General features: G+C 60.1%; 16 protein-coding genes. 15 read left to right on the top strand and 1 reads right to left on the bottom strand.

The window, feature by feature from the left end:
• Window positions 1–8: 8 nt before the first annotated feature.
• Window positions 9–1,904, bottom strand: coding sequence for a SurA N-terminal domain-containing protein (locus tag ACHZCU_RS18785; RefSeq protein WP_319520062.1), 1,896 nt, complete (start codon window positions 1,902–1,904; stop codon window positions 9–11).
• Window positions 1,905–2,199: 295 nt separating this feature from the next.
• Here ACHZCU_RS18785 and ACHZCU_RS18780 point away from each other — a divergent pair, with 295 nt between their 5' ends.
• From ACHZCU_RS18780 to ACHZCU_RS18710, 15 genes are all read left to right on the top strand, one after another.
• Window positions 2,200–6,081 carry an autotransporter domain-containing protein gene (locus ACHZCU_RS18780; protein WP_319520061.1) on the top strand — a complete coding sequence of 1,294 codons (3,882 nt, stop codon included), beginning with the start codon at window positions 2,200–2,202 and terminating at the stop codon, window positions 6,079–6,081.
• 99 nt (window positions 6,082–6,180) lie between these two features.
• Window positions 6,181–7,071, top strand: a complete 891-nt coding sequence (locus tag ACHZCU_RS18775; protein WP_319520060.1) for a VOC family protein — start codon at window positions 6,181–6,183, stop codon at window positions 7,069–7,071.
• A gap of 1 nt (window position 7,072) precedes the next feature.
• Entirely contained in the window at window positions 7,073–7,912 is an 840-nt protein-coding gene (gene kdsA / locus ACHZCU_RS18770) for a 3-deoxy-8-phosphooctulonate synthase (RefSeq protein WP_319520059.1), read from the top strand.
• Between the two features lie 205 nt (window positions 7,913–8,117).
• The gene (gene eno / locus ACHZCU_RS18765) at window positions 8,118–9,392 is read left to right on the top strand and encodes a phosphopyruvate hydratase (RefSeq protein WP_319520058.1); all 1,275 of its coding nucleotides are present in this window, start codon (window positions 8,118–8,120) and stop codon (window positions 9,390–9,392) included.
• 178 nt (window positions 9,393–9,570) lie between these two features.
• The gene (locus ACHZCU_RS18760) at window positions 9,571–9,891 is read left to right on the top strand and encodes a septum formation initiator family protein (RefSeq protein WP_106305415.1); all 321 of its coding nucleotides are present in this window, start codon (window positions 9,571–9,573) and stop codon (window positions 9,889–9,891) included.
• A gap of 147 nt (window positions 9,892–10,038) precedes the next feature.
• A complete protein-coding gene (gene pdhA, locus ACHZCU_RS18755; protein ID WP_106305412.1) occupies window positions 10,039–11,061 on the top strand; it encodes a pyruvate dehydrogenase (acetyl-transferring) E1 component subunit alpha in 1,023 nt (340 codons plus the stop codon).
• Window positions 11,062–11,078: 17 nt separating this feature from the next.
• The gene (locus ACHZCU_RS18750; RefSeq protein WP_106305409.1) at window positions 11,079–12,467 is read left to right on the top strand and encodes a pyruvate dehydrogenase complex E1 component subunit beta; all 1,389 of its coding nucleotides are present in this window, start codon (window positions 11,079–11,081) and stop codon (window positions 12,465–12,467) included.
• Between the two features lie 12 nt (window positions 12,468–12,479).
• Window positions 12,480–13,841, top strand: coding sequence for a pyruvate dehydrogenase complex dihydrolipoamide acetyltransferase (locus ACHZCU_RS18745; protein WP_319520057.1), 1,362 nt, complete (start codon window positions 12,480–12,482; stop codon window positions 13,839–13,841).
• Window positions 13,842–13,868: 27 nt separating this feature from the next.
• Window positions 13,869–14,507 (top strand): SGNH/GDSL hydrolase family protein, encoded by a 639-nt coding sequence (locus ACHZCU_RS18740; protein ID WP_319520056.1) that lies wholly within the window; start codon window positions 13,869–13,871, stop codon window positions 14,505–14,507.
• Window positions 14,508–14,589: 82 nt separating this feature from the next.
• Window positions 14,590–14,826 (top strand): YdcH family protein, encoded by a 237-nt coding sequence (locus tag ACHZCU_RS18735; protein ID WP_319520055.1) that lies wholly within the window; start codon window positions 14,590–14,592, stop codon window positions 14,824–14,826.
• Between the two features lie 74 nt (window positions 14,827–14,900).
• Entirely contained in the window at window positions 14,901–16,346 is a 1,446-nt protein-coding gene (lpdA, locus tag ACHZCU_RS18730; protein WP_319520054.1) for a dihydrolipoyl dehydrogenase, read from the top strand.
• A gap of 70 nt (window positions 16,347–16,416) precedes the next feature.
• Window positions 16,417–16,668: a GlsB/YeaQ/YmgE family stress response membrane protein gene (locus ACHZCU_RS18725; RefSeq protein ID WP_106305396.1), complete on the top strand. Its 252-nt coding sequence runs from the start codon at window positions 16,417–16,419 to the stop codon at window positions 16,666–16,668.
• Window positions 16,669–16,730: 62 nt separating this feature from the next.
• Window positions 16,731–17,699, top strand: a complete 969-nt coding sequence (gene lipA, locus ACHZCU_RS18720; protein ID WP_319520053.1) for a lipoyl synthase — start codon at window positions 16,731–16,733, stop codon at window positions 17,697–17,699.
• Between the two features lie 64 nt (window positions 17,700–17,763).
• Window positions 17,764–18,327, top strand: coding sequence for an AAA family ATPase (locus tag ACHZCU_RS18715; RefSeq protein WP_319520052.1), 564 nt, complete (start codon window positions 17,764–17,766; stop codon window positions 18,325–18,327).
• A gap of 9 nt (window positions 18,328–18,336) precedes the next feature.
• Entirely contained in the window at window positions 18,337–18,783 is a 447-nt protein-coding gene (locus ACHZCU_RS18710; RefSeq protein ID WP_319520051.1) for a type II toxin-antitoxin system RatA family toxin, read from the top strand.
• The last annotated feature ends 42 nt before the right edge of the window (window positions 18,784–18,825 follow it).

Below are 18,825 nucleotides of genomic sequence, written 5' to 3'. Positions count from 1 at the left end.
GCTCTCGCTTACTGCAGGTTGATGGCCTGCTGGGCGAGCGTCTGGTTGATCGAGACGCCGTATTCGCTCTGCAGCTTGTTGATCATTTCGTCGAGGATATCGTCTCCGGCAGACGACGCAATGGCCGTGATGACCTGATTGTCGCCGCTGGTCTCGAGCGTGTCGGTCGGGTTGACGACGGTGGCCACCGTGAGAACCACCTGCTGTGTGCCGCTGTCGCGCGGTGCTGTCGCTACCGTGCCAAGCGGGCCGCTGAAGGCTGCTGCGATGACTTCCGGTCCCAGCTCGGCAACCTGCGACGTCCTCGTGATCGAGGGGCTGCGCTCGACATCGATGGCAAGGTCATCAGCAACCTGCTGAAGGCTTTCGCCGTTTTCAATGCGCTGTTTCAGTTCGTCGGCTTTGGCAGCCAGCGCATCGCGCTGCTGTTCTGCCGCCCAGTCGGCCTCGACCTGGCTGCGGACCTCGTCAAACGTGCGGTCGCGCGACGGCGTGATCGACTCGACCTCATACCAGATCAGACCGCCGTCATTGAGATTGAGCGGCAGGTTTTCAATGCCGGTATCGCTGTCGAAGGCGGCCGAGACGAGTTCGGTGCCAAGCGGAATGTCCTCGATCGGATTGCCGTCGGTATCGCGGCCGTTGGCATCGACTGCATCGATGGTGACAGCCTGCAGGCCGAGGCTTTCAGCGGCTTCGGCCATGCTGGCCCCGCCGGCACGCTGGTCCTCGTACTGGTTTTCGACATTGAGGATATCGTCGGCCGCCTGTTGTTCGGCAAGTTCGGTGCGAATCTGATCCTTGACGTCATCGAACGGCGTCGTGCTTTCCGGGGTAATTTCGGCGACCCGCAGGATAACCGGTCCGAAATTGCCCTGGACAACGCCGCTGGTGCCGCCTTCTTCGGGGATGGCGAAGGCGGCTTCATCGATGGACTGATCGGGGAACTGGCCCTTTTCGTAGACGCCGAGCGTCACGTCGCCGGTGGTCCGGCCCAGCTCGGTGACAAGCTGATCGAAGGTCTTGGTGCCGTCGGCAAGGGCTTGTGCTGCCTGTTCGGCGGCAGCCTGATCGGTGAAGGTCAGCTGCTGGATCTGCCGTTGTTCCGGGGTGGTGTAGGTGTTGATGCGGGCTTCGTAATCCGCACGCACCGCATCGTCGGAAACTGCTGCGGGATCGGCGATATCGGACGGGCGCAGGGCGACATAGGAAATCGCGCGGTATTCGGGGGCGCGGTAGGCTGCCTGGCGCTGCTCGAACCAAGGCTCCAGCACCTCGTCGCCCGGCGATTTGACCGGGTCGATGAAAGCGTTGTTGAGCACGACATAATCGATCACGCGGCTCTGGCCGCGATATTCGCGGATCGCGTCGACCAGGGTCTCCGGAGCGGCAAAGCCATCGGCAAGGCCATCGACGATCTGCGCGCGCACCGCAAGCTTGCTGCGCTCTGCCACATAATCATCCTCGTTCATGCCGACATTGCGCAAAAGCGCGCTGAAGCGCTGGCGGTCGAACCGTCCGTCACTGTTTTGAAAGGCCGGGTCCTCGGCGATCAGCTTGGCAAGCCGGTCTTCGGAAAGGCCGAGGTTCATGTTGTCGGCAAGCTGGTCGAGGGCCGCGCCGGCCACGAGCCGGGCATAGACCTGCTGGTCAACGCCGAGCATCCGGGCTTCCTCGCCGCTCAGCCGCCGGCCGAACTGGTTGCTCACACTGTCGAGCTGACGCTGGTAGGCGAGGCGATATTCATTCGTCGATACGGTCTTGTCGCCGACCTGTACAACGACGTCCGAGTTCCCGGAAAGCAGCGCGCTCGAAGCGCCCCAGACGCCGAACGAGATGATCAACAGGATCATCAGGATTTTTGCGACCCATGTCTGGGCGCCTTTGCGCATTGTCTCGAGCATTCTTGAGCGGTCCCTGTTTTCCGATCCATCGGGGTTTGTGACGCTTCTTAGACGAAGATGCAATGGAAATGAAGGCATAGCTTGGGGTTCGTGCAAAACATCGCGCACACCCGCATTAACCGTTCGCTAACCATAAATATTAAGCATGACCGCAAATCGTCCGTTCTCAAGGAGTTCTTAATTTACCCCGGTGCATAGTGGGAAAAGTAACGGACGGGGCCCGTTTTTCCGATCGCCGGCAAGCGGAGCCGTTTACCAAATTGACGATTAATTTGTGCTGGAGCAGGGTAGGGTAATGCGTGTTTCAAAAGTGCGGCAAAATGCGGTTCGCACCGTTTTTCTGGGTTCTTCCGCTCTGGTCCTGCTCTGGGGGGCGCCCGGTTTTGCTGCCGACTTCGAATGGACCGGGGCCGAATCGACGGACTGGTATACGGCCAATAACTGGCTGGAAAACGGCAACCCGACAACGAACACGCCGAAAACCGGTGACAATGTCACGATCAACACGCTGACCAATGCGCCGATACTGCCGAGTGATCGTGGAACAGAATATATCAGTACCTTCATTATCGGCGATACAGCGTCGGGACGGGTAACATCGGATGCCACCATCAATGGTGAGCGGACCAGAATCGGTGAAACGGCAAGCGGCAATGGATTGCTGACGCTGAGCAGCGGCGGCAAGATTCAGATGGATAATTCCATCATCGTGGGCGATGCCGGCACCGGACAGCTTGATATGGCAGACGGCGCAACGGGGCAGACGGCTTCCGTGATTCTCGGCAATGCTGCCGGCAGTACGGGACTGATGCGGCTCACCGGCGCTGGCACGGAAATGGTAACCTACGGCACCGGGGAAAACGGACTTTCCATCGGAAACAGCGGCAGCGGTCGTCTCGAGCTTACAAGCGGTGCGCGGATCGTATCGGATCAGACAATTCTTGGACGCAATTCCGGCGGCGAGGGCGTTGTCCTGCTTTCCGGCGCCGGCACTGAATGGAACGGCTACGGCGCAACGACCATCGGCAGCAGCGGCACCGGGACGGTGATCGCCCAGAGTGGCGCACATGTGATCAGCGGTTCGCTGACCATTGGTGAAAATGTGTCATCGCTCGACAATGAGGCGACCATATCGGGCAGCGACTCGCTCTGGAACGTCTACAACGATATTTCCATCGGCGGGAATGTAGACGGTGGCGGTACGGGTGGTTCGGGCACGCTTTCCGTTCTCGAAGGCGCGACGATGACCGGTAGCAACGCCTATATCGGCAATGTTGCCAACGGTGAGGGCAGCCTCACTGTTGATGGCGCGGGCTCGAAACTACAGCTTAGCGCCGCGCTCAGGGTCGGGCAGGACGGCGACGGTGTTTTGACTGTTTCCGATGGTGGTTCCGTCACGGCCGATCAGGCCGTCCTCGGTTCCAATGCCGACGGCGAGGGTGGCATCCTGATTACGGATGCCGACAGCAACATGTCTCTCACCAACGGGATGACGGTCGGCGCGGCCGGCGAAGGCCTGCTCTATCTCGACAATGGCGGTTCGCTGAATTCCAATGGCGGTATCATCGGCCGGGATGCGGGCAGCATCGGTATCGTCGGAATCGACAATGATGCGACGTGGACCAACACATCGAGCATGGAGATCGGCTCCGGTGGCGAAGGGCTGCTGGAAGTTCTCGGCGGAGGAACCCTCACGAGCCGGACGGCTGAGATCGGAACAGCCGGTACAGGCGTGGGTGTTGTCGGCGTCGGTGGCGCCGGCTCATCCTGGACGGTGAATGGCGGGATAACCGTCGGTGCGGCGGGAACCGGTTCGCTTTTGCTTTCCGACGGTGGCGTCGTCGCCAGTAGCCAAAGCGTTGTCGGCTCTGCCGCTGGTTCCAGCGGCGATGTCCAGATTTATGGCACCGACAGTAATTGGGATATCAACGGCGACCTGACAGTCGGCCAAAACGGCGCGGGTCTTCTGGTGGTCGGCGACGGCGGCACGCTGACGGCGGACACGGTCGATTTTGCTGCGAATTCGGGTTCTCTGGGTGTGCTGGTGATTGGCGGCGTGCCCGATGACGGCGCCCGGGCACCGGGTGTGCTCGACGTGGACGACGTGTCGTTCGGCGATGGCCAGGGGCTGATTGTCTTCAATCACACGGCGACGGATTATGAATTCACCCGGGCAATCAGCGGTACGGTTGATATTGACGCGCTGGCCGGTACAACAATCCTGACCGCGGACAATACCAATGAAGGCGATACGCACATTGCCGCCGACGCCGAAATCCAGGTCGGCAATGGCGGCACAACCGGCACGCTGAATGGCAATGTCGAAATCGACAGCGATGGCGTTCTGGGCTTTGACCGCTCGGACGAGATTGCGTTCAAGGGCACGCTTTCAGGTGCCGGGGCGGTGGCGCAGCGCGGTTCCGGCACGCTGCGGCTGACGGCCGACGGTGACGACTTTACCGGAACGTTTGAGGCTGAGGACGGAACGCTTCTGGTTGACGGCGCACTGCGCGGTTCCACGGCCGATGTGAAGGCGGGTGCTGCCTTTGGCGGCGCAGGCACGATCGGCTCGACAACGGTGCGCACCGGCGGCACTTTCCTTGACGGCGACGATGAGGGCGCAATCACCGTTGACGGCGATCTGACATTCGAGAGCGACGCCACCTATGTTTCGGTCATCCAGACAGCTCAGGAAACGGCAACAGTCACGGGCACGGTTGCCTTTGACGATACCCGGATCGGTCTCGATTTCGCCGATGGCGGAGAGTTGAAGAAGCAATACGTCCTTCTTGAGGCCGGTGAGATCACCGGTAGCTGGGAGTCCTCGATTGACGAAACGCTGCCGTCTCAATTCCGCGGCACCATTACGCAGGATGCCGACAGCCTGAACATGTCGCTGGCCTATGTTGGCGGCGATTTCAACTTCTCTGCGCTCGGCGCGCGCGTCAACGCGCAGCTGGTCAAGGCTTTCGATGACGGCGCTGCACTGACCGGAACGCTGTCTGCGGGCATGTTGCAGTCGGGCGGCGCCTATGAAGCGGCGATGACCACGCTTGGCGGCGAACTGGGCGTCAACGCCTCTATGACGGCCAATCTCGGCATGCAGAATTTCCTGCGCCGTTCATCCAATCCGAGCCGCTTTCTTGCCGGTTGGCGTCCGATCGAGAAGACGCCCGACGATGAAGACAGCCTCCCTGCCGCAGAGGAAACCGCCGCGCTGGCCTATTGGAACCTCGGCACCCCGCGCAGCCGGCAGCCGCAATGGGACTGGGCAAGCGCCGGACGCGCCGCGCCCTTTGCGCCATTCGCACCCTATTCGCCCTTCACGCCGGCCAACAGCGTCTGGCTCGAATATAACAATGAGACCGCCAGTGTTGACGGTGACGCGGCCGCCGGCAATTCCGGCGCCGACATCGAGGGCAATACGGTGGAAGGCGGCTATATCGCCCAGATCGATGATGCCACATCGATCGGCTTCGTCTTTGGCGGTGGCGACATCAGCTACGATCAGAGCGAACAGGACGGCAGGGCCGATGATCATTCCCTGCACGCCGCCATCACGGCGGCCGGGCAGACCAAGGAAGGGCTTTACGGCGTCGCCACGGTCGGTGTCGGCATCGACGATATTGATACGCGCAGAACGGTCAGCCTCGGCAATGCTACCGATCAGCTGCGCGGCAGCTATTCGGCCACCACGTTCGGCGGTCGCATCGAGGCCGGCGGCCGCATCGTCAATAACGGCATAGCCTTCATTCCCTTCGCCGCGGCAAGTGCGGTTTACACCAGCGCTCCGGGCTACAAGGAAGAGGTCGCCAGCGGTGTCGGCAGTTCGGCGCTTGCCTATTCCGATGCCAGCCTGTTCCGCGGAACCGTCGAGGCCGGTGTCGGGTTCGATACGGCGGGAGGCGACCGGGTCGGCCGGCTTTCCTTCAATTCGCGCCTGTCCTATCTCTACCGCTACGGCGGCGGAGGCGACGCAAACGCACACTTCCTCTCGCTTCCCGGCTACGGCTTCTCGATCTCCAGCAATGCCCCGACCGGCAGCGCCGTTGCCGCCAATATCGGTGCGCGGATCCAGTTGACGCCTCAGGCCGATCTGTCTCTTGGCGCCTATGGCGAATGGGGCGCGGAATATTCGGCGCTGATCGCCTCGGCAAAACTGCGCTACATCTGGTAGGTGGAAGCGGGCTGGACAAAGTCTTCGGGCGGCGGCAAGACGCCGCTTGAAGATTGCCGCCTTTCATGCCATCAAGGACGCCGATAAAGGAGGAGCGTCATGTCTCTTTCGCACCGTATCCAGCGTCCGCTTGATCATCTTGTGCTGCCGGTCGTTGATCTTGCGACGGCGCGGCTTCGTCTGAGTGCGCTCGGTTTCAGTGTTGCCCCCGATGCCCGTCATCCCTTCGGCACGGAAAACGCCTGTGTGTATTTCACTGATGCGACATATCTCGAGCCGCTGGGGATCGCGGACCTTCAGATATACGAGAATCATGTGCGCCAGGGCGCGGAATTTGTCTCCAGGGATCGTGCCTTCCGGTTTCGCGTCGGCGAGGACGGGCTGTCGGCCGTCGTCTTCAAAAGCGAAAATGCCGAGGCCGATCACGCGTCTTTCTCCGATGCCGGTATCGCGGCGGGCGATCTCTTCAGCTTTACGCGTAAATTCCAGCGCGATGACGGCAGCGAGGCCGAAGCGGGCTTCCGGCTGGCCTTTGCGGCGGACTTGCGCGCGCCGGACCTGTTCTTTTTCACCTGTGAACGACTTGCCGCGCTCAGCCCGCCGGATGATTTGCTGGCGCATCAGAACGGTGTCACGGGCATTGCGACCGTGCTGATCGGTGAAGACAATCCGATGGAGTTCGAAGCGCTTTTGCAGCAGCTCAGCAATTGTCACGACATCGATATTCATCCCCATGGCGTCACCGTCGAAGGCGCCGGCGCCGGTCTTTCGATCTTCACCCATGAGGCTCTTTCCTCCCGTTACGGCATTGCGCCGGTTGCCACGGGCCGCGGGCTTGTCGGACGCGGCATCGTGTTCGAAACGGTGGACCTTGCCAATACGGGCGATATTCTGCGCCAAAACGACATCATCCACGACACCGCGGACGATATGATCCGCGTGCCGCCGGCCTCCGGGCAGGGCGTGACATTCATTTTCAAGGAAGCATGACATGAACAATCGGACCGTTTCGGCGGGCGAGGGTGCGGCAAACGTCGCCTTTTCCAACAGCGCAAAACTGTCGCTGATCGCCGGGCCCTGCCAGATGGAAAGCCGCGACCACGCCTTCATGATGGCCGGGAAGCTTGTCGAAATCTGCAAGGCGGCCGGGATCGGTCTTGTCTACAAATCCTCTTTCGACAAGGCCAACCGCACCTCGCTGAAGGCCGAGCGCGGCATGGGAATTGAAAAATCGCTGGAAGTGTTCGCCGACCTGAAGAAGGAATTCGGGTTTCCCGTACTCACCGATATCCACACCGAAGCCCAGTGCGCCGAGGTGGCGACGGTTGTCGATGTGCTGCAGATCCCGGCCTTTCTGTGCCGCCAGACGGATCTTTTGATCGCCGCTGCGAAGACCGGCCGCGTCATCAACGTCAAGAAGGGGCAGTTTCTGGCGCCTTGGGACATGAAAAACGTTCTCGCCAAGATCGTCGACAGCGGAAACGACAATGTGCTTCTGTGCGAGCGCGGCGTTACCTTTGGCTACAACACGCTGGTCTCCGACATGCGCGCGCTGCCGATCATGGCCGAAACCGGCGCGCCGGTGATTTTCGATGCCACCCATTCGGTGCAGCAGCCGGGCGGGCAGGGCGGTTCCACCGGCGGCCAGCGCGAATTCGTAGAGACGCTGGCGCGGGCGGCCGTTGCCGTTGGCGTTGCCGGCGTTTTCATCGAAACCCATCAGGACCCCGACAATGCGCCGTCCGATGGCCCGAACATGGTTCGGCTTGATGATATGCCGCGGCTTCTTGACAAACTTCTCGCTTTTGACGCAATCGCGAAGGAAAGATAAGTTCCAGACAGGGGATTTCGGTTACGTTTTTAACGATACTGCCCCGAAAATTTTTCATTCGTCATAGTCCCGACGAGTGAAGTGCTTTATGCCGTTTTGCTGCAATGTGCCGGTTTCCCAAGACACCGTGCGTATTCAGGAAAATTCCAGCGCTTAGGCGCGTCCGTTACAAATTCGAACAGCAAGGTCCGACAGGTAGACAGACATGACGACAATCACCGACATTCTCGCCCGTGAAATCCTCGACAGCCGTGGCAACCCCACGGTCGAGGTCGATGTGTATCTGGAAGACGGCACCATCGGCCGTGCAGCCGTGCCCTCGGGCGCTTCGACCGGCGCCCATGAGGCGGTTGAGCTGCGCGACGGCGGTGAACGCTATCTCGGCAAGGGCGTCGAGAAGGCCGTGAACGCGGTCAACACCGAAATCCTCGAAGCCGTTGTCGGCATGGACGTCGAAAACCAGATGGAAATCGACCAGACCATGATCGAGCTCGACGGCACCCACAACAAGGGCCGCCTCGGCGCCAACGCCATTCTCGGCGTTTCGCTCGCGTCCGCCAAGGCCGCCGCAACGGCAACCGGCCTTCCGCTTTACCGCTATGTCGGCGGCACCTTCGCACATCAGCTGCCGGTTCCGATGATGAACATCATCAATGGCGGCGAGCATGCCGACAACCCGATCGACTTCCAGGAATTCATGATCATGCCCGTCGGCGCCGACACGCTGCGCGACGCGGTCCGCATGGGTTCGGAAATCTTCCACACGCTGAAGAAAGAGCTTTCGGCCGGCGGCTACAACACCGCGATCGGTGACGAAGGCGGGTTTGCACCGGCACTGCCCAGCACGATTTCCGCACTCGACTTTGTCATGAAGTCGATCGAAAAGGCCGGCTACAAGCCGGGCGACGACATCATGCTGGCCATGGATGCCGCTTCGACCGAGTTCTACAAGGACGGCAAATACGTCATGGAAGGCGAAGGCAAGACGCTTTCCTCCAGCGAGATGGTCTCCTACCTTGAAGACCTGATCGGCAAATATCCGATCTTCTCCATCGAAGACGGCCTGGCCGAAGACGACTGGGACGGCTGGAAGGAGCTGACGTCGGTTCTCGGCGGCAAGTGCCAGCTCGTTGGCGACGACCTGTTCGTGACCAACACCAAGCGCCTGAAGGACGGCATCAAGATGGGCGTGGCCAACTCGCTGCTCGTCAAGGTCAACCAGATCGGCTCGCTGACAGAAACGCTCGACGCTGTCGAAACCGCCCACAAGGCCGGCTACACCAACGTCATGTCGCATCGCTCCGGCGAGACCGAAGACGCCACGATCGCCGACCTCGCCGTTGCCACCAATTGCGGTCAGATCAAGACCGGTTCGCTGTCGCGCTCCGACCGTCTGGCCAAGTACAACCAGCTCATCCGGATTGAGGAAGAGCTGGGCGCACAGGCCGTTTTTGCCGGTAAGTCGATCCTCAAGGGCTGATCGTCCGAAGGCTGATTGATTGCCATGATTTGCGATGCCCGCGGCCTGGTGCCGCGGGCATTTCTGTTTTGATCCGATAGGCGATTTCAGTGTCGAAACCGCATGCGGATTTAGTCTTGGTTAAGGTTACGCCGCTAAGGTCCGGTTCAGTGTACTGCGTATCATTCCGGACAGCTCCATGTGGACTCGCCATCATAAACCACGGCTTTACGGCCGCCTCGTCGTTCCCGCGATTGCGGCGTGTTTCATGAGCTATTTCGGCTATCACTCGATCCACGGTGATTACGGGATGATGGCCGCCAAGCGATTCGAAGCGCACAAAGAGATCAGTGAACGCAAGCTTGAGAAGCTCACGGCCGAACGGCAGGCCATGGAAGATCGCGTCCGTATGCTGTCCGACGGCTCGCTGATGAAGGATGCGCTCGATGAGGAGGCGCGTTACGCACTCAACCTTCTCAAGCCGGATGAAATCGTGATTTTTGACCGAAATCTCAAATAAATCGAATTCAGGTTAATTAGACTATTATTATTGTTTATCAAATAGATAGATAAGTCATTTTTGCGGTAAATCTAGCATTGCCGTGCCGCACAAAACGCCTTATTGTGACCGCCAACTCCACGTCTTTCCTTCAAAAGGAGGTCTTGAATGGCGGCTCAAACATCCGGTTCACGGAAATCGTCAAAAAAAGAAGAAAGCGCCAAGATTGCGGAATTCGACCGCGATCAGGAAATGCACGCCTATCGTGAGATGCTCATGATTCGCCGTTTCGAGGAAAAGGCCGGCCAGCTTTATGGCATGGGCTTTATCGGCGGCTTCTGTCACTTGTACATCGGCCAGGAGGCCGTTGTCGTCGGCACGCAGATGGCGTTGCAGGACGGTGACCAGATCATCACCAGCTATCGCGACCATGGTCATATGCTCGCCACCGGCATGGAAGCCCGCGGCGTCATGGCCGAGCTGACCGGCCGCCGCTCCGGCTATTCCAAGGGCAAGGGCGGCTCGATGCACATGTTCTCCAAGGAGAAGGCCTTTTACGGCGGTCATGGCATCGTCGGTGCACAGGTTCCGCTTGGAACCGGTCTGGCCTTCGCCAACCAGTACCGCGACAACGGCAAGGTCGCTGTTGTCTATTACGGTGACGGCGCGGCCAACCAGGGCCAGGTCTATGAAAGCTTCAACATGGCCCAGCTGTGGAAGCTGCCGGTCGTCTATGTTGTCGAAAACAACCGCTATGCGATGGGCACGTCCGTCAGCCGTTCGTCGGCAGAGACCGACTTCTCCAAGCGCGGTGCATCCTTCAGCATCCCCGGCAAGCAGGTCGATGGCATGGATGTACGCGCGGTGAAGGCTGCGGCCGAAGAAGCCGAAGCGCATGCCCGTTCCGGCAAGGGACCGATCATCCTCGAAATGATGACCTACCGTTATCGCGGTCACTCGATGTCCGACCCGGCGAAATACCGGACCAAGGATGAAGTGCAGAAGATGCGCTCCGAACACGACCCGATCGAGCAGGTGAAGCAGCGTATGATCGAGAAGAAGTGGGCCACCGAAGACGAGCTGAAGGCGATTGACAAGGATGTCCGCGCCGTCATCTCCGATGCAGCCGATTTCGCCCAGACCGATCCGGAGCCCGATGTCTCCGAGCTCTACACCGATATCCTGCGCTAAGACGGGGAGGGATAAAGATGCCTACCAATATTCTCATGCCGGCTCTCTCTCCGACGATGGAAGAGGGCAACCTGACCAAATGGCTCAAAAAGGAAGGCGACAGCGTCGCCGCCGGTGACATTCTGGCCGAAATCGAAACCGACAAGGCGACGATGGAAATCGAAGCCGTCGACGAAGGCACGATCGGCAAGATCCTCGTTGAGGAAGGTGCGCAGGGCGTAAAGGTCAACGCGCCGATCGCCGTTCTTCTCGAAGAAGGCGAAAGCGTGGACGATATCGACGCTTCGGCCACCAAGCCGCCGGAAGAAACCAAGGCGCCCGAAGTCGCTCAGGAAGAAAAGCCGCAGGCCCCGCCGGAAGCCATTCCGGCCCAGCCGAAAGCTGTCGAGCCCGCATCCGATCCGGATATTCCGGAAGGCACGGAAATGGTGTCCATGCAGGTGCGTGAAGCGCTGCGTGATGCCATGGCCGAGGAAATGCGCGCCGATGAAGACGTGTTCGTCATGGGCGAGGAAGTGGCCGAATATCAGGGCGCCTACAAGGTGACCCAGGGCATGCTTCAGGAATTCGGTCCCCGGCGCGTTGTCGACACGCCGATTACCGAACACGGCTTTGCCGGTGTTGGCATCGGTGCGGCACTGGCCGGTCTCAAGCCGATTGTCGAATTCATGACCTTCAACTTCGCCATGCAGGCGATGGACCAGATCATCAATTCGGCGGCCAAGACCCATTACATGTCCGGCGGACAGATGGAATCGTCGATCGTTTTCCGCGGTCCGAACGGCGCAGCTGCCCGCGTTGCAGCGCAGCATTCGCAGTGCTACGCCTCCTGGTACAGCCACATTCCGGGCCTCAAGGTGATTATGCCGTACACGGCGGCCGACGCGAAGGGCCTTCTCAAGGCCGCGATCCGCGATCCGAACCCGGTTATCTTCCTGGAAAACGAAATCCTCTACGGTCACAAGTTCGATGTGCCGAAGCTTGACGATTTCGTTCTGCCGATCGGCAAGGCCCGTATCCACAAGCCCGGCAGCGATGCCACCATCGTTTCCTTCGGCATGGGCATGTCCTACGCCATCGAGGCGGCGGAAAAGCTGGCGGAAGAAGGCATTGACGCGGAAGTCATCGACTTGCGCACCATCCGCCCGATGGACCTGCCGACCATCATTGAATCGGTGAAGAAGACCGGTCGTCTGGTCACCGTCGAGGAAGGTTTCCCGCAGTCCTCCGTCGGAACCGAAATCGCCACGCGCGTCATGCAGCAGGCTTTCGATTATCTCGATGCACCGATCATGACGATTGCCGGCAAGGACGTTCCGATGCCGTATGCCGCCAACCTCGAAAAGCTGGCGCTGCCGAATGTCGGTGAAGTCATCGATGCGGTCAAAGCCGTCTGCTACAAGTAAGGGAGCCGATTGATGCCCATCAAGATTACGATGCCGGCACTTTCGCCGACCATGGAAGAGGGCAACCTTTCCAAGTGGCTGGTGAAGGAAGGCGACAGTGTTTCCTCCGGTGATGTGATCGCCGAGATCGAAACCGACAAGGCCACGATGGAAGTCGAGGCCGTGGATGAGGGGACGGTTGCCAAGCTGGTTGTGCCGGAAGGCTCTCAGGGCGTGAAGGTGAATTCGCTGATCGCGGTTCTTGCCGAAGAAGGCGAAGACGCTGCCGAAGCCGCCAAGGCGGCCGAAGGCGGCGACGCCGCACCGGCGCCTGCCGCCAGTGAAGCGCCCAAGGCTGAAGAGCCCAAGGCCGAGGAAACCGCTAAGGCGCCGACGCCATCGGCCGACACGCCTGTTCCCGAACCCAAGGCGCCGGCTGCGCCGAAGGCTGACGGCGAGCGCATCTTTGCCTCGCCGCTGGCCCGCCGTCTGGCAAAGGAAGAGGGCCTCGATCTGGCAGCTCTTTCCGGGTCGGGGCCGCATGGCCGTATCGTCAAGCGCGATATCGAAAAGGCCGTCAGCGAAGGTGTCGGCAAGGCCGCACCGAAGGCGGAAGCCGCCGCCGGTGCTCCGGCCGCAGCGCCGATCCCGCAGGCACAGTCGGAAGATGCAATCCTCAAGCTGTTCGAGGAAGGCTCCTACGAACTCGTGCCGCATGACGGCATGCGCAAGACGATTGCCAAGCGCCTGCAGGAGAGCAAGCAGACCATTCCGCATTTCTATGTGACGGTGGACTGCGAACTGGATGCGCTTCTGGCGCTTCGCAGCCAGCTCAACAAGTCGGCCCCGGTCAGGGATGACAAGCCGGTCTACAAGCTCTCGGTCAACGACATGGTGATCAAGGCCATGGCGCTGTCGCTGCGCGATGTGCCGACGGCCAATGTTTCCTGGACCGACAGCAACATGGTTGTTCACAAGCATGTCGATGTCGGCGTTGCCGTTTCCATTCCGGGCGGTCTGATCACACCGATCATCCGCAAGGCCGAGGAAAAGCCGCTGTCCGTCATCTCCAACGAGATGAAGGATATGGGCAAGCGCGCCAAGGAAAAGAAGCTGAAGCCCGAGGAATATCAGGGCGGCACCACAGCGGTCTCCAATATGGGCATGATGGGCGTCAAGGACTTTGCCGCCGTCGTCAACCCGCCGCACGCCTCCATTCTGGCGGTTGGCGCCGGCGAGAAGCGCGCGGTCGTCAAGAATGACGAGATCACCATTGCCACGGTCATGTCGGTCACGCTTTCGACCGATCACCGCTGCGTCGACGGTGCTCTGGCGGCCCAGGTGCTGTCGTCCTTCAAGGGCTACATCGAAAATCCGATGTCGATGCTGGTCTGAGGCGGTCCTGGGCGGGGATGATACGCAATGAAAACAGTTCTTTGTTACGGTGATTCCCTGACATTCGGACATGATCCGGCCGGAAACGGCCGTCATGCCCATAAGGATCGCTGGCCGATGGTGCTGCAAAAGGCTTTGGGGGAGGGCGTCGACGTTCTCTCCGAAGCCCTCGGCGGCCGCACCACGGCCTATGATGACCACACGGCGGCAGCCGACCGCAACGGCGCGCGCATTCTGCCGACGCTGCTTGCCAGCCATACGCCGCTCGATCTGGTCATCATCATGCTGGGCACCAACGACCTCAAGCCGTGGACCGGTGGCGGGGCATTTGCCTCGCGCAGCGGTCTGAAGCGGCTGATCGAAATCGTGCGTTCGCATCCTTATTCATTCGGTGACGATGCGCCGGACATTCTCGTGGTCTCGCCGCCGCATGCGGTGCCCACGGCGAATGATACCGGCATGGGTTTCCTGAAGGGCATTGTCGAACAGTCGCAGATGCTCTCGACCTATTACAGCGAGATCGCCGACGATCAGGGTTGCGGTTTCTATGATGCCGCATCCGTTGCAACGGCAAGCCCAATCGACGGCGTGCATCTGGACGCGGACAATACGCGGGCAATCGGCCGCGGTGTCGAACCGATGGTCCGGATGATGCTCGGGCTTTGATCGCAGTTGACGGAAATCAAGGAGGACGATCTGCCAGAGGTTAGCGTTGGATATGAACTTCAGTCAAAGGAGGAAATATCCAATGTCGAATACACCGCACGAACTGGCCGATGAATTCCCCGATCTTGTCGAGAAGATGCATGCTCTGAAAGCCGAGGATGCACGGTTTGGCAAACTCCTCGACGAGTATCACGACATAAACCGCGCGGTTCATCGCGCGGAAACAAGGGTCGAACCAACCGACGACGCGCATATGGAAGACCTGCGCAAGCGCCGGATGGTTCTGAAAGATGAAATCTATGGAATGCTGACACGCTGAATGCGGCGGCATTCCCCGAAAAGAGGCCGGACAGGCTCATGCCGTCCGGCGCCTTCGCAAAGGAGATGTGCCCCGTGTCCCAGAACTATGATGTTATCGTCATCGGCGCCGGTCCCGGCGGTTATATCGCTGCCATCCGCGCCGCCCAGCTTGGTTTGAAGACCGCCGTTGTCGAGCGCGAGCATCTGGCCGGCATCTGCTCCAACTGGGGCTGCATTCCCACCAAGGCACTGCTGCGCTCCGCCGAAATCCTCGATTTCAGCAATCACGCCGAGGAATACGGCCTGACAGTCGAGGGTTCGGTCAAGGCCGATCTGGAAGCCATCGTCAAGCGTTCGCGCGGCATTGCCGAGCGCATGAATGCCGGCGTCGGCTTCTTGATGAAGAAGAACAAGGTCGATGTGATCTGGGGCGAGGCGACGCTTTCCAAGCCGGGCGAAGTCACCGTCTCCGACGTGAAGAAGACGATCGTCGAGCCGCAGGCGCCAAAGCCGAAGAACACGCTCGGTTCCGGCACCTACACGGCCAAGCACATCATTGTCGCCACTGGCGCCCGTCCGCGCGCGCTTCCGGGCATCGAGCCGGACGGCAAGCTGATCTGGACCTATTTCGACGCACTGAAACCGGCCAAGCTGCCGAAATCGCTGCTGGTCATGGGCTCCGGCGCCATCGGCATCGAATTCGCCTCCTTCTACCGTTCGCTCGGTGTCGAGGTGACGGTGGTCGAGGTGATGAAGCAGGTGATGCCGGTCGAGGATGCCGAGATCGGCAAATTCGCCCAGAAGCGGCTTGAAAAGCGCGGCATCAAGATCATGCTGGAAGCCAAGGTGGCCAAGGTCGAGAAGGGCAGCGACAACATCACTGCGCATGTCGAGACCAAGGACGGCAAGGTCGAGAAGATCACCGCAGACCGGATGATCTCGGCTGTCGGCGTTCAGGGCAATATCGAGAATATCGGCCTTGAGAAGCTCGGCATCAAGACAGATCGCGGCTGTATTGTCATCGATGATTACTGCAAGACCAATGTCGAGGGCGTCTATGCCATCGGCGATGTCGCCGGTCCGCCGATGCTGGCCCACAAGGCCGAGCATGAAGCCGTCATCTGCGTTGAAAAGCTCGCAGGCGAAAAGAACGTCCATCCGCTCGACAAGCGCAAGGTTCCCGGCTGCACCTATTGTAACCCGCAGGTCGCCTCCGTCGGTCTCACTGAGGCCAAGGCCAAGGAAGCCGGTTATGACGTGCGCGTCGGCCGCTACAGCTTCGTTGCCAATGGCAAGGCCGTGGCGCTCGGCGAGGATCAGGGCATGGTCAAGACGGTGTTCGACAAGAAGACCGGCGAGCTTCTGGGGGCCCATATGGTCGGTGCGGAAGTGACCGAGCTGATCGAGGGCTTTGTCGTCGCCATGAACCTGGAGACGACCGAGGAAGAACTGATGCACACCATCTTCCCGCATCCGACGCTGTCGGAAATGATGAAGGAAAGTGTGCTCGACGCTTACGGGCGTGCACTGAACGCGTGATTCCTCTATGGTGGCGGGGCAGGCTTTCATTGGCCTGCTCCAAAACCGAGAGAGGAAGGGAGACGCATTTATGGAAGAGCAGGGTGTAGGCTGGATTGCCGCCATCGTCATCGGCGGTGTTGCCGGGTGGCTTGCCGAGAAGTTCATGAAGTCCGATATGGGCATCCTCATGAACATCATCCTCGGCATTGTCGGGGCCATTGTCGCCAACGCCATTCTGGGCGTGTTCGGCATTGCCCTTGGTGGCTGGCTTGGCTACCTGATCGCCGGTTTTATCGGCGCCGTGATCCTGATCTGGGTCGGACGCCTGATAAAGCGCTGACAGAAGTTTGCAGGAAAAGTTGGCCGGGCCCCTTCGGGCTCGGCCGCCAACAAGGGTGAAACATGGTTACGCTTCTTGATACCACAGCCCCCAAGCGGGTGCGCCATCCGGAAAAGGCTCACAAGCCCGATACGGAAATCATGCGCAAGCCGGACTGGATCCGGGTAAAGGCGCCGACCTCCAAGGGCTATCAGGAAACCCGCGGGATCGTGAAGGAAAACAGGCTGGTGACGGTCTGCGAGGAAGCGGGCTGTCCCAATGTCGGGGAGTGCTGGGAGAAAAAGCACGCCTCGTTCATGATCATGGGTGAAATCTGCACCCGTGCCTGTGCCTTCTGCAATGTTTCGACCGGCAAGCCCGGCGCGCTCGACCAGAGCGAGCCGGAAAATATCGGCAAGGCCGTCAGCCAGATGGGCCTGCAACATGTGGTGATCACCTCGGTGGACCGAGACGATCTCGCCGATGGCGGTGCGGAGCATTTCGAAAAGGTCATCCGCGCCATCCGTGCGGCATCGCCCTCGACCACGATCGAGGTGCTGACGCCGGACTTCCTGCGCAAACCCGGCGCGCTAGAGCGCGTTGTGGCCGCACGCCCCGATGTCTTCAACCACAATCTGGAAACCGTGCCGTCCAATTATCTGACGGTGCGCCCCGGTGCGCGTTATTTCCACTCCATCCGCCTGCTTCAGCGGGTCAAGGAACTGGACCCGAACATGTTCACCAAGTCCGGTATCATGGTCGGTCTCGGTGAAGAGCGGAACGAAGTGCTGCAGCTGATGGACGACCTCAGGACGGCCGATGTCGACTTCCTGACCATCGGCCAGTATCTGCAGCCGAGCCGCAAGCACCACCGCGTGGTCAAGTTCGTCACGCCGGAAGAGTTCAAGTCCTATGAAACGGTGGCCTACACCAAGGGCTTCCTCAAGGTTTCGGCCAGCCCGCTGACCCGCTCGTCGCACCATGCCGGCGAGGATTTCGCAGAGCTTCGGGCAAACCGCGCGAAGAAGCTGGCACAGGCGGCTGCCGAATAGAAGACTTGCCCGGAGACCCTTTCCGGGTGTATGTCCCCCGTCCTTCGAGGTCGGGGGATTTTTCATGAACACGATAGAGATTGCCGACGCTGCGGCGCGGCTGAAATCGGCACGGCGGATCATGGTGATCGGTTGTTCGGGCAGCGGCAAGTCGACGCTCTCACGGCAGCTCGCAGATCGCCATGGCTTGCCCTATATTTCCATGGATCGGGAATTTTTCTGGTTACCGGGCTGGCAGGTGCGTGGGAAATCCGAAATGGAAGGACTTGTGGCGGAGGCGGTGAAGCGGCCAAGCTGGATCATGGACGGAACGAGCCCGCGCACAATGCAGGCGCGGCTCGCGCGCGCCGAACTGGTGATCTGGACCAGGCCGCCGCGTTGGACCTCTGTGCGTGGCATTGTCAAAAGGCGGTTCCGTTATGCGGGGCGGAGCCGACCCGATATGGCAGAGGGTTGTCCCGAACGACTGAATTGGGACTTCATCCGTTACGTGTGGACTTTCGAACAGAAGTTCGCGCCGCGTGTCGAGCGAATGCTCGATCTTCACGGTGGCGATATTCCGGTCTGCGTGTTGAAATCATATGCCGAAAACAACGAATTGCTTGCGCTTTCCGCTCGGGACCATTAGCTGAAAACCATGCCAGAGTTCAAGACAACACGACATGTCCACCATTCAGCCGACCGGATGTTCGACCTCGTTGCCGACGTTGAACGTTATCCCGAGTTTCTGCCGCTTTGCGAGGCTCTGTCGATCCGCTCGTCGCGGGAAAAGGACGGCAAGACCCTGCTGATCGCCGATATGACGGTCGGCTACAAGGGTATTCGCGAGACCTTTACCACGCAGGTGCTCCTGAACAACGAGGAGCGCCGCATCGATGTCAGCTATATCGACGGCCCGTTCCGGTTTCTGGATAATTGCTGGCATTTCCAGCCGGAGGGCGAAAGCGCCTGCGCCGTTCAGTTCTACATCAACTACGAATTCAAGAACCGCATTCTCGGCGCGATGATGGGCTCGATGTTCGACCGGGCCTTCCGCAAGTTTTCCGAAGCCTTCGAATCGCGCGCCGACAGGATTTATACCTAGTCCTAAGGACCGGAACGATTTTGAAAGCGGCTAGGCGAAAAT

The organism is uncultured Martelella sp. (genome assembly GCF_963677965.2).
GTDB lineage: Bacteria > Pseudomonadota > Alphaproteobacteria > Rhizobiales > Rhizobiaceae > Martelella > Martelella mangrovi.
Note: the sequence above shows the minus strand (reverse complement) of the source record. Positions and strands in the feature narration are given on the sequence as shown.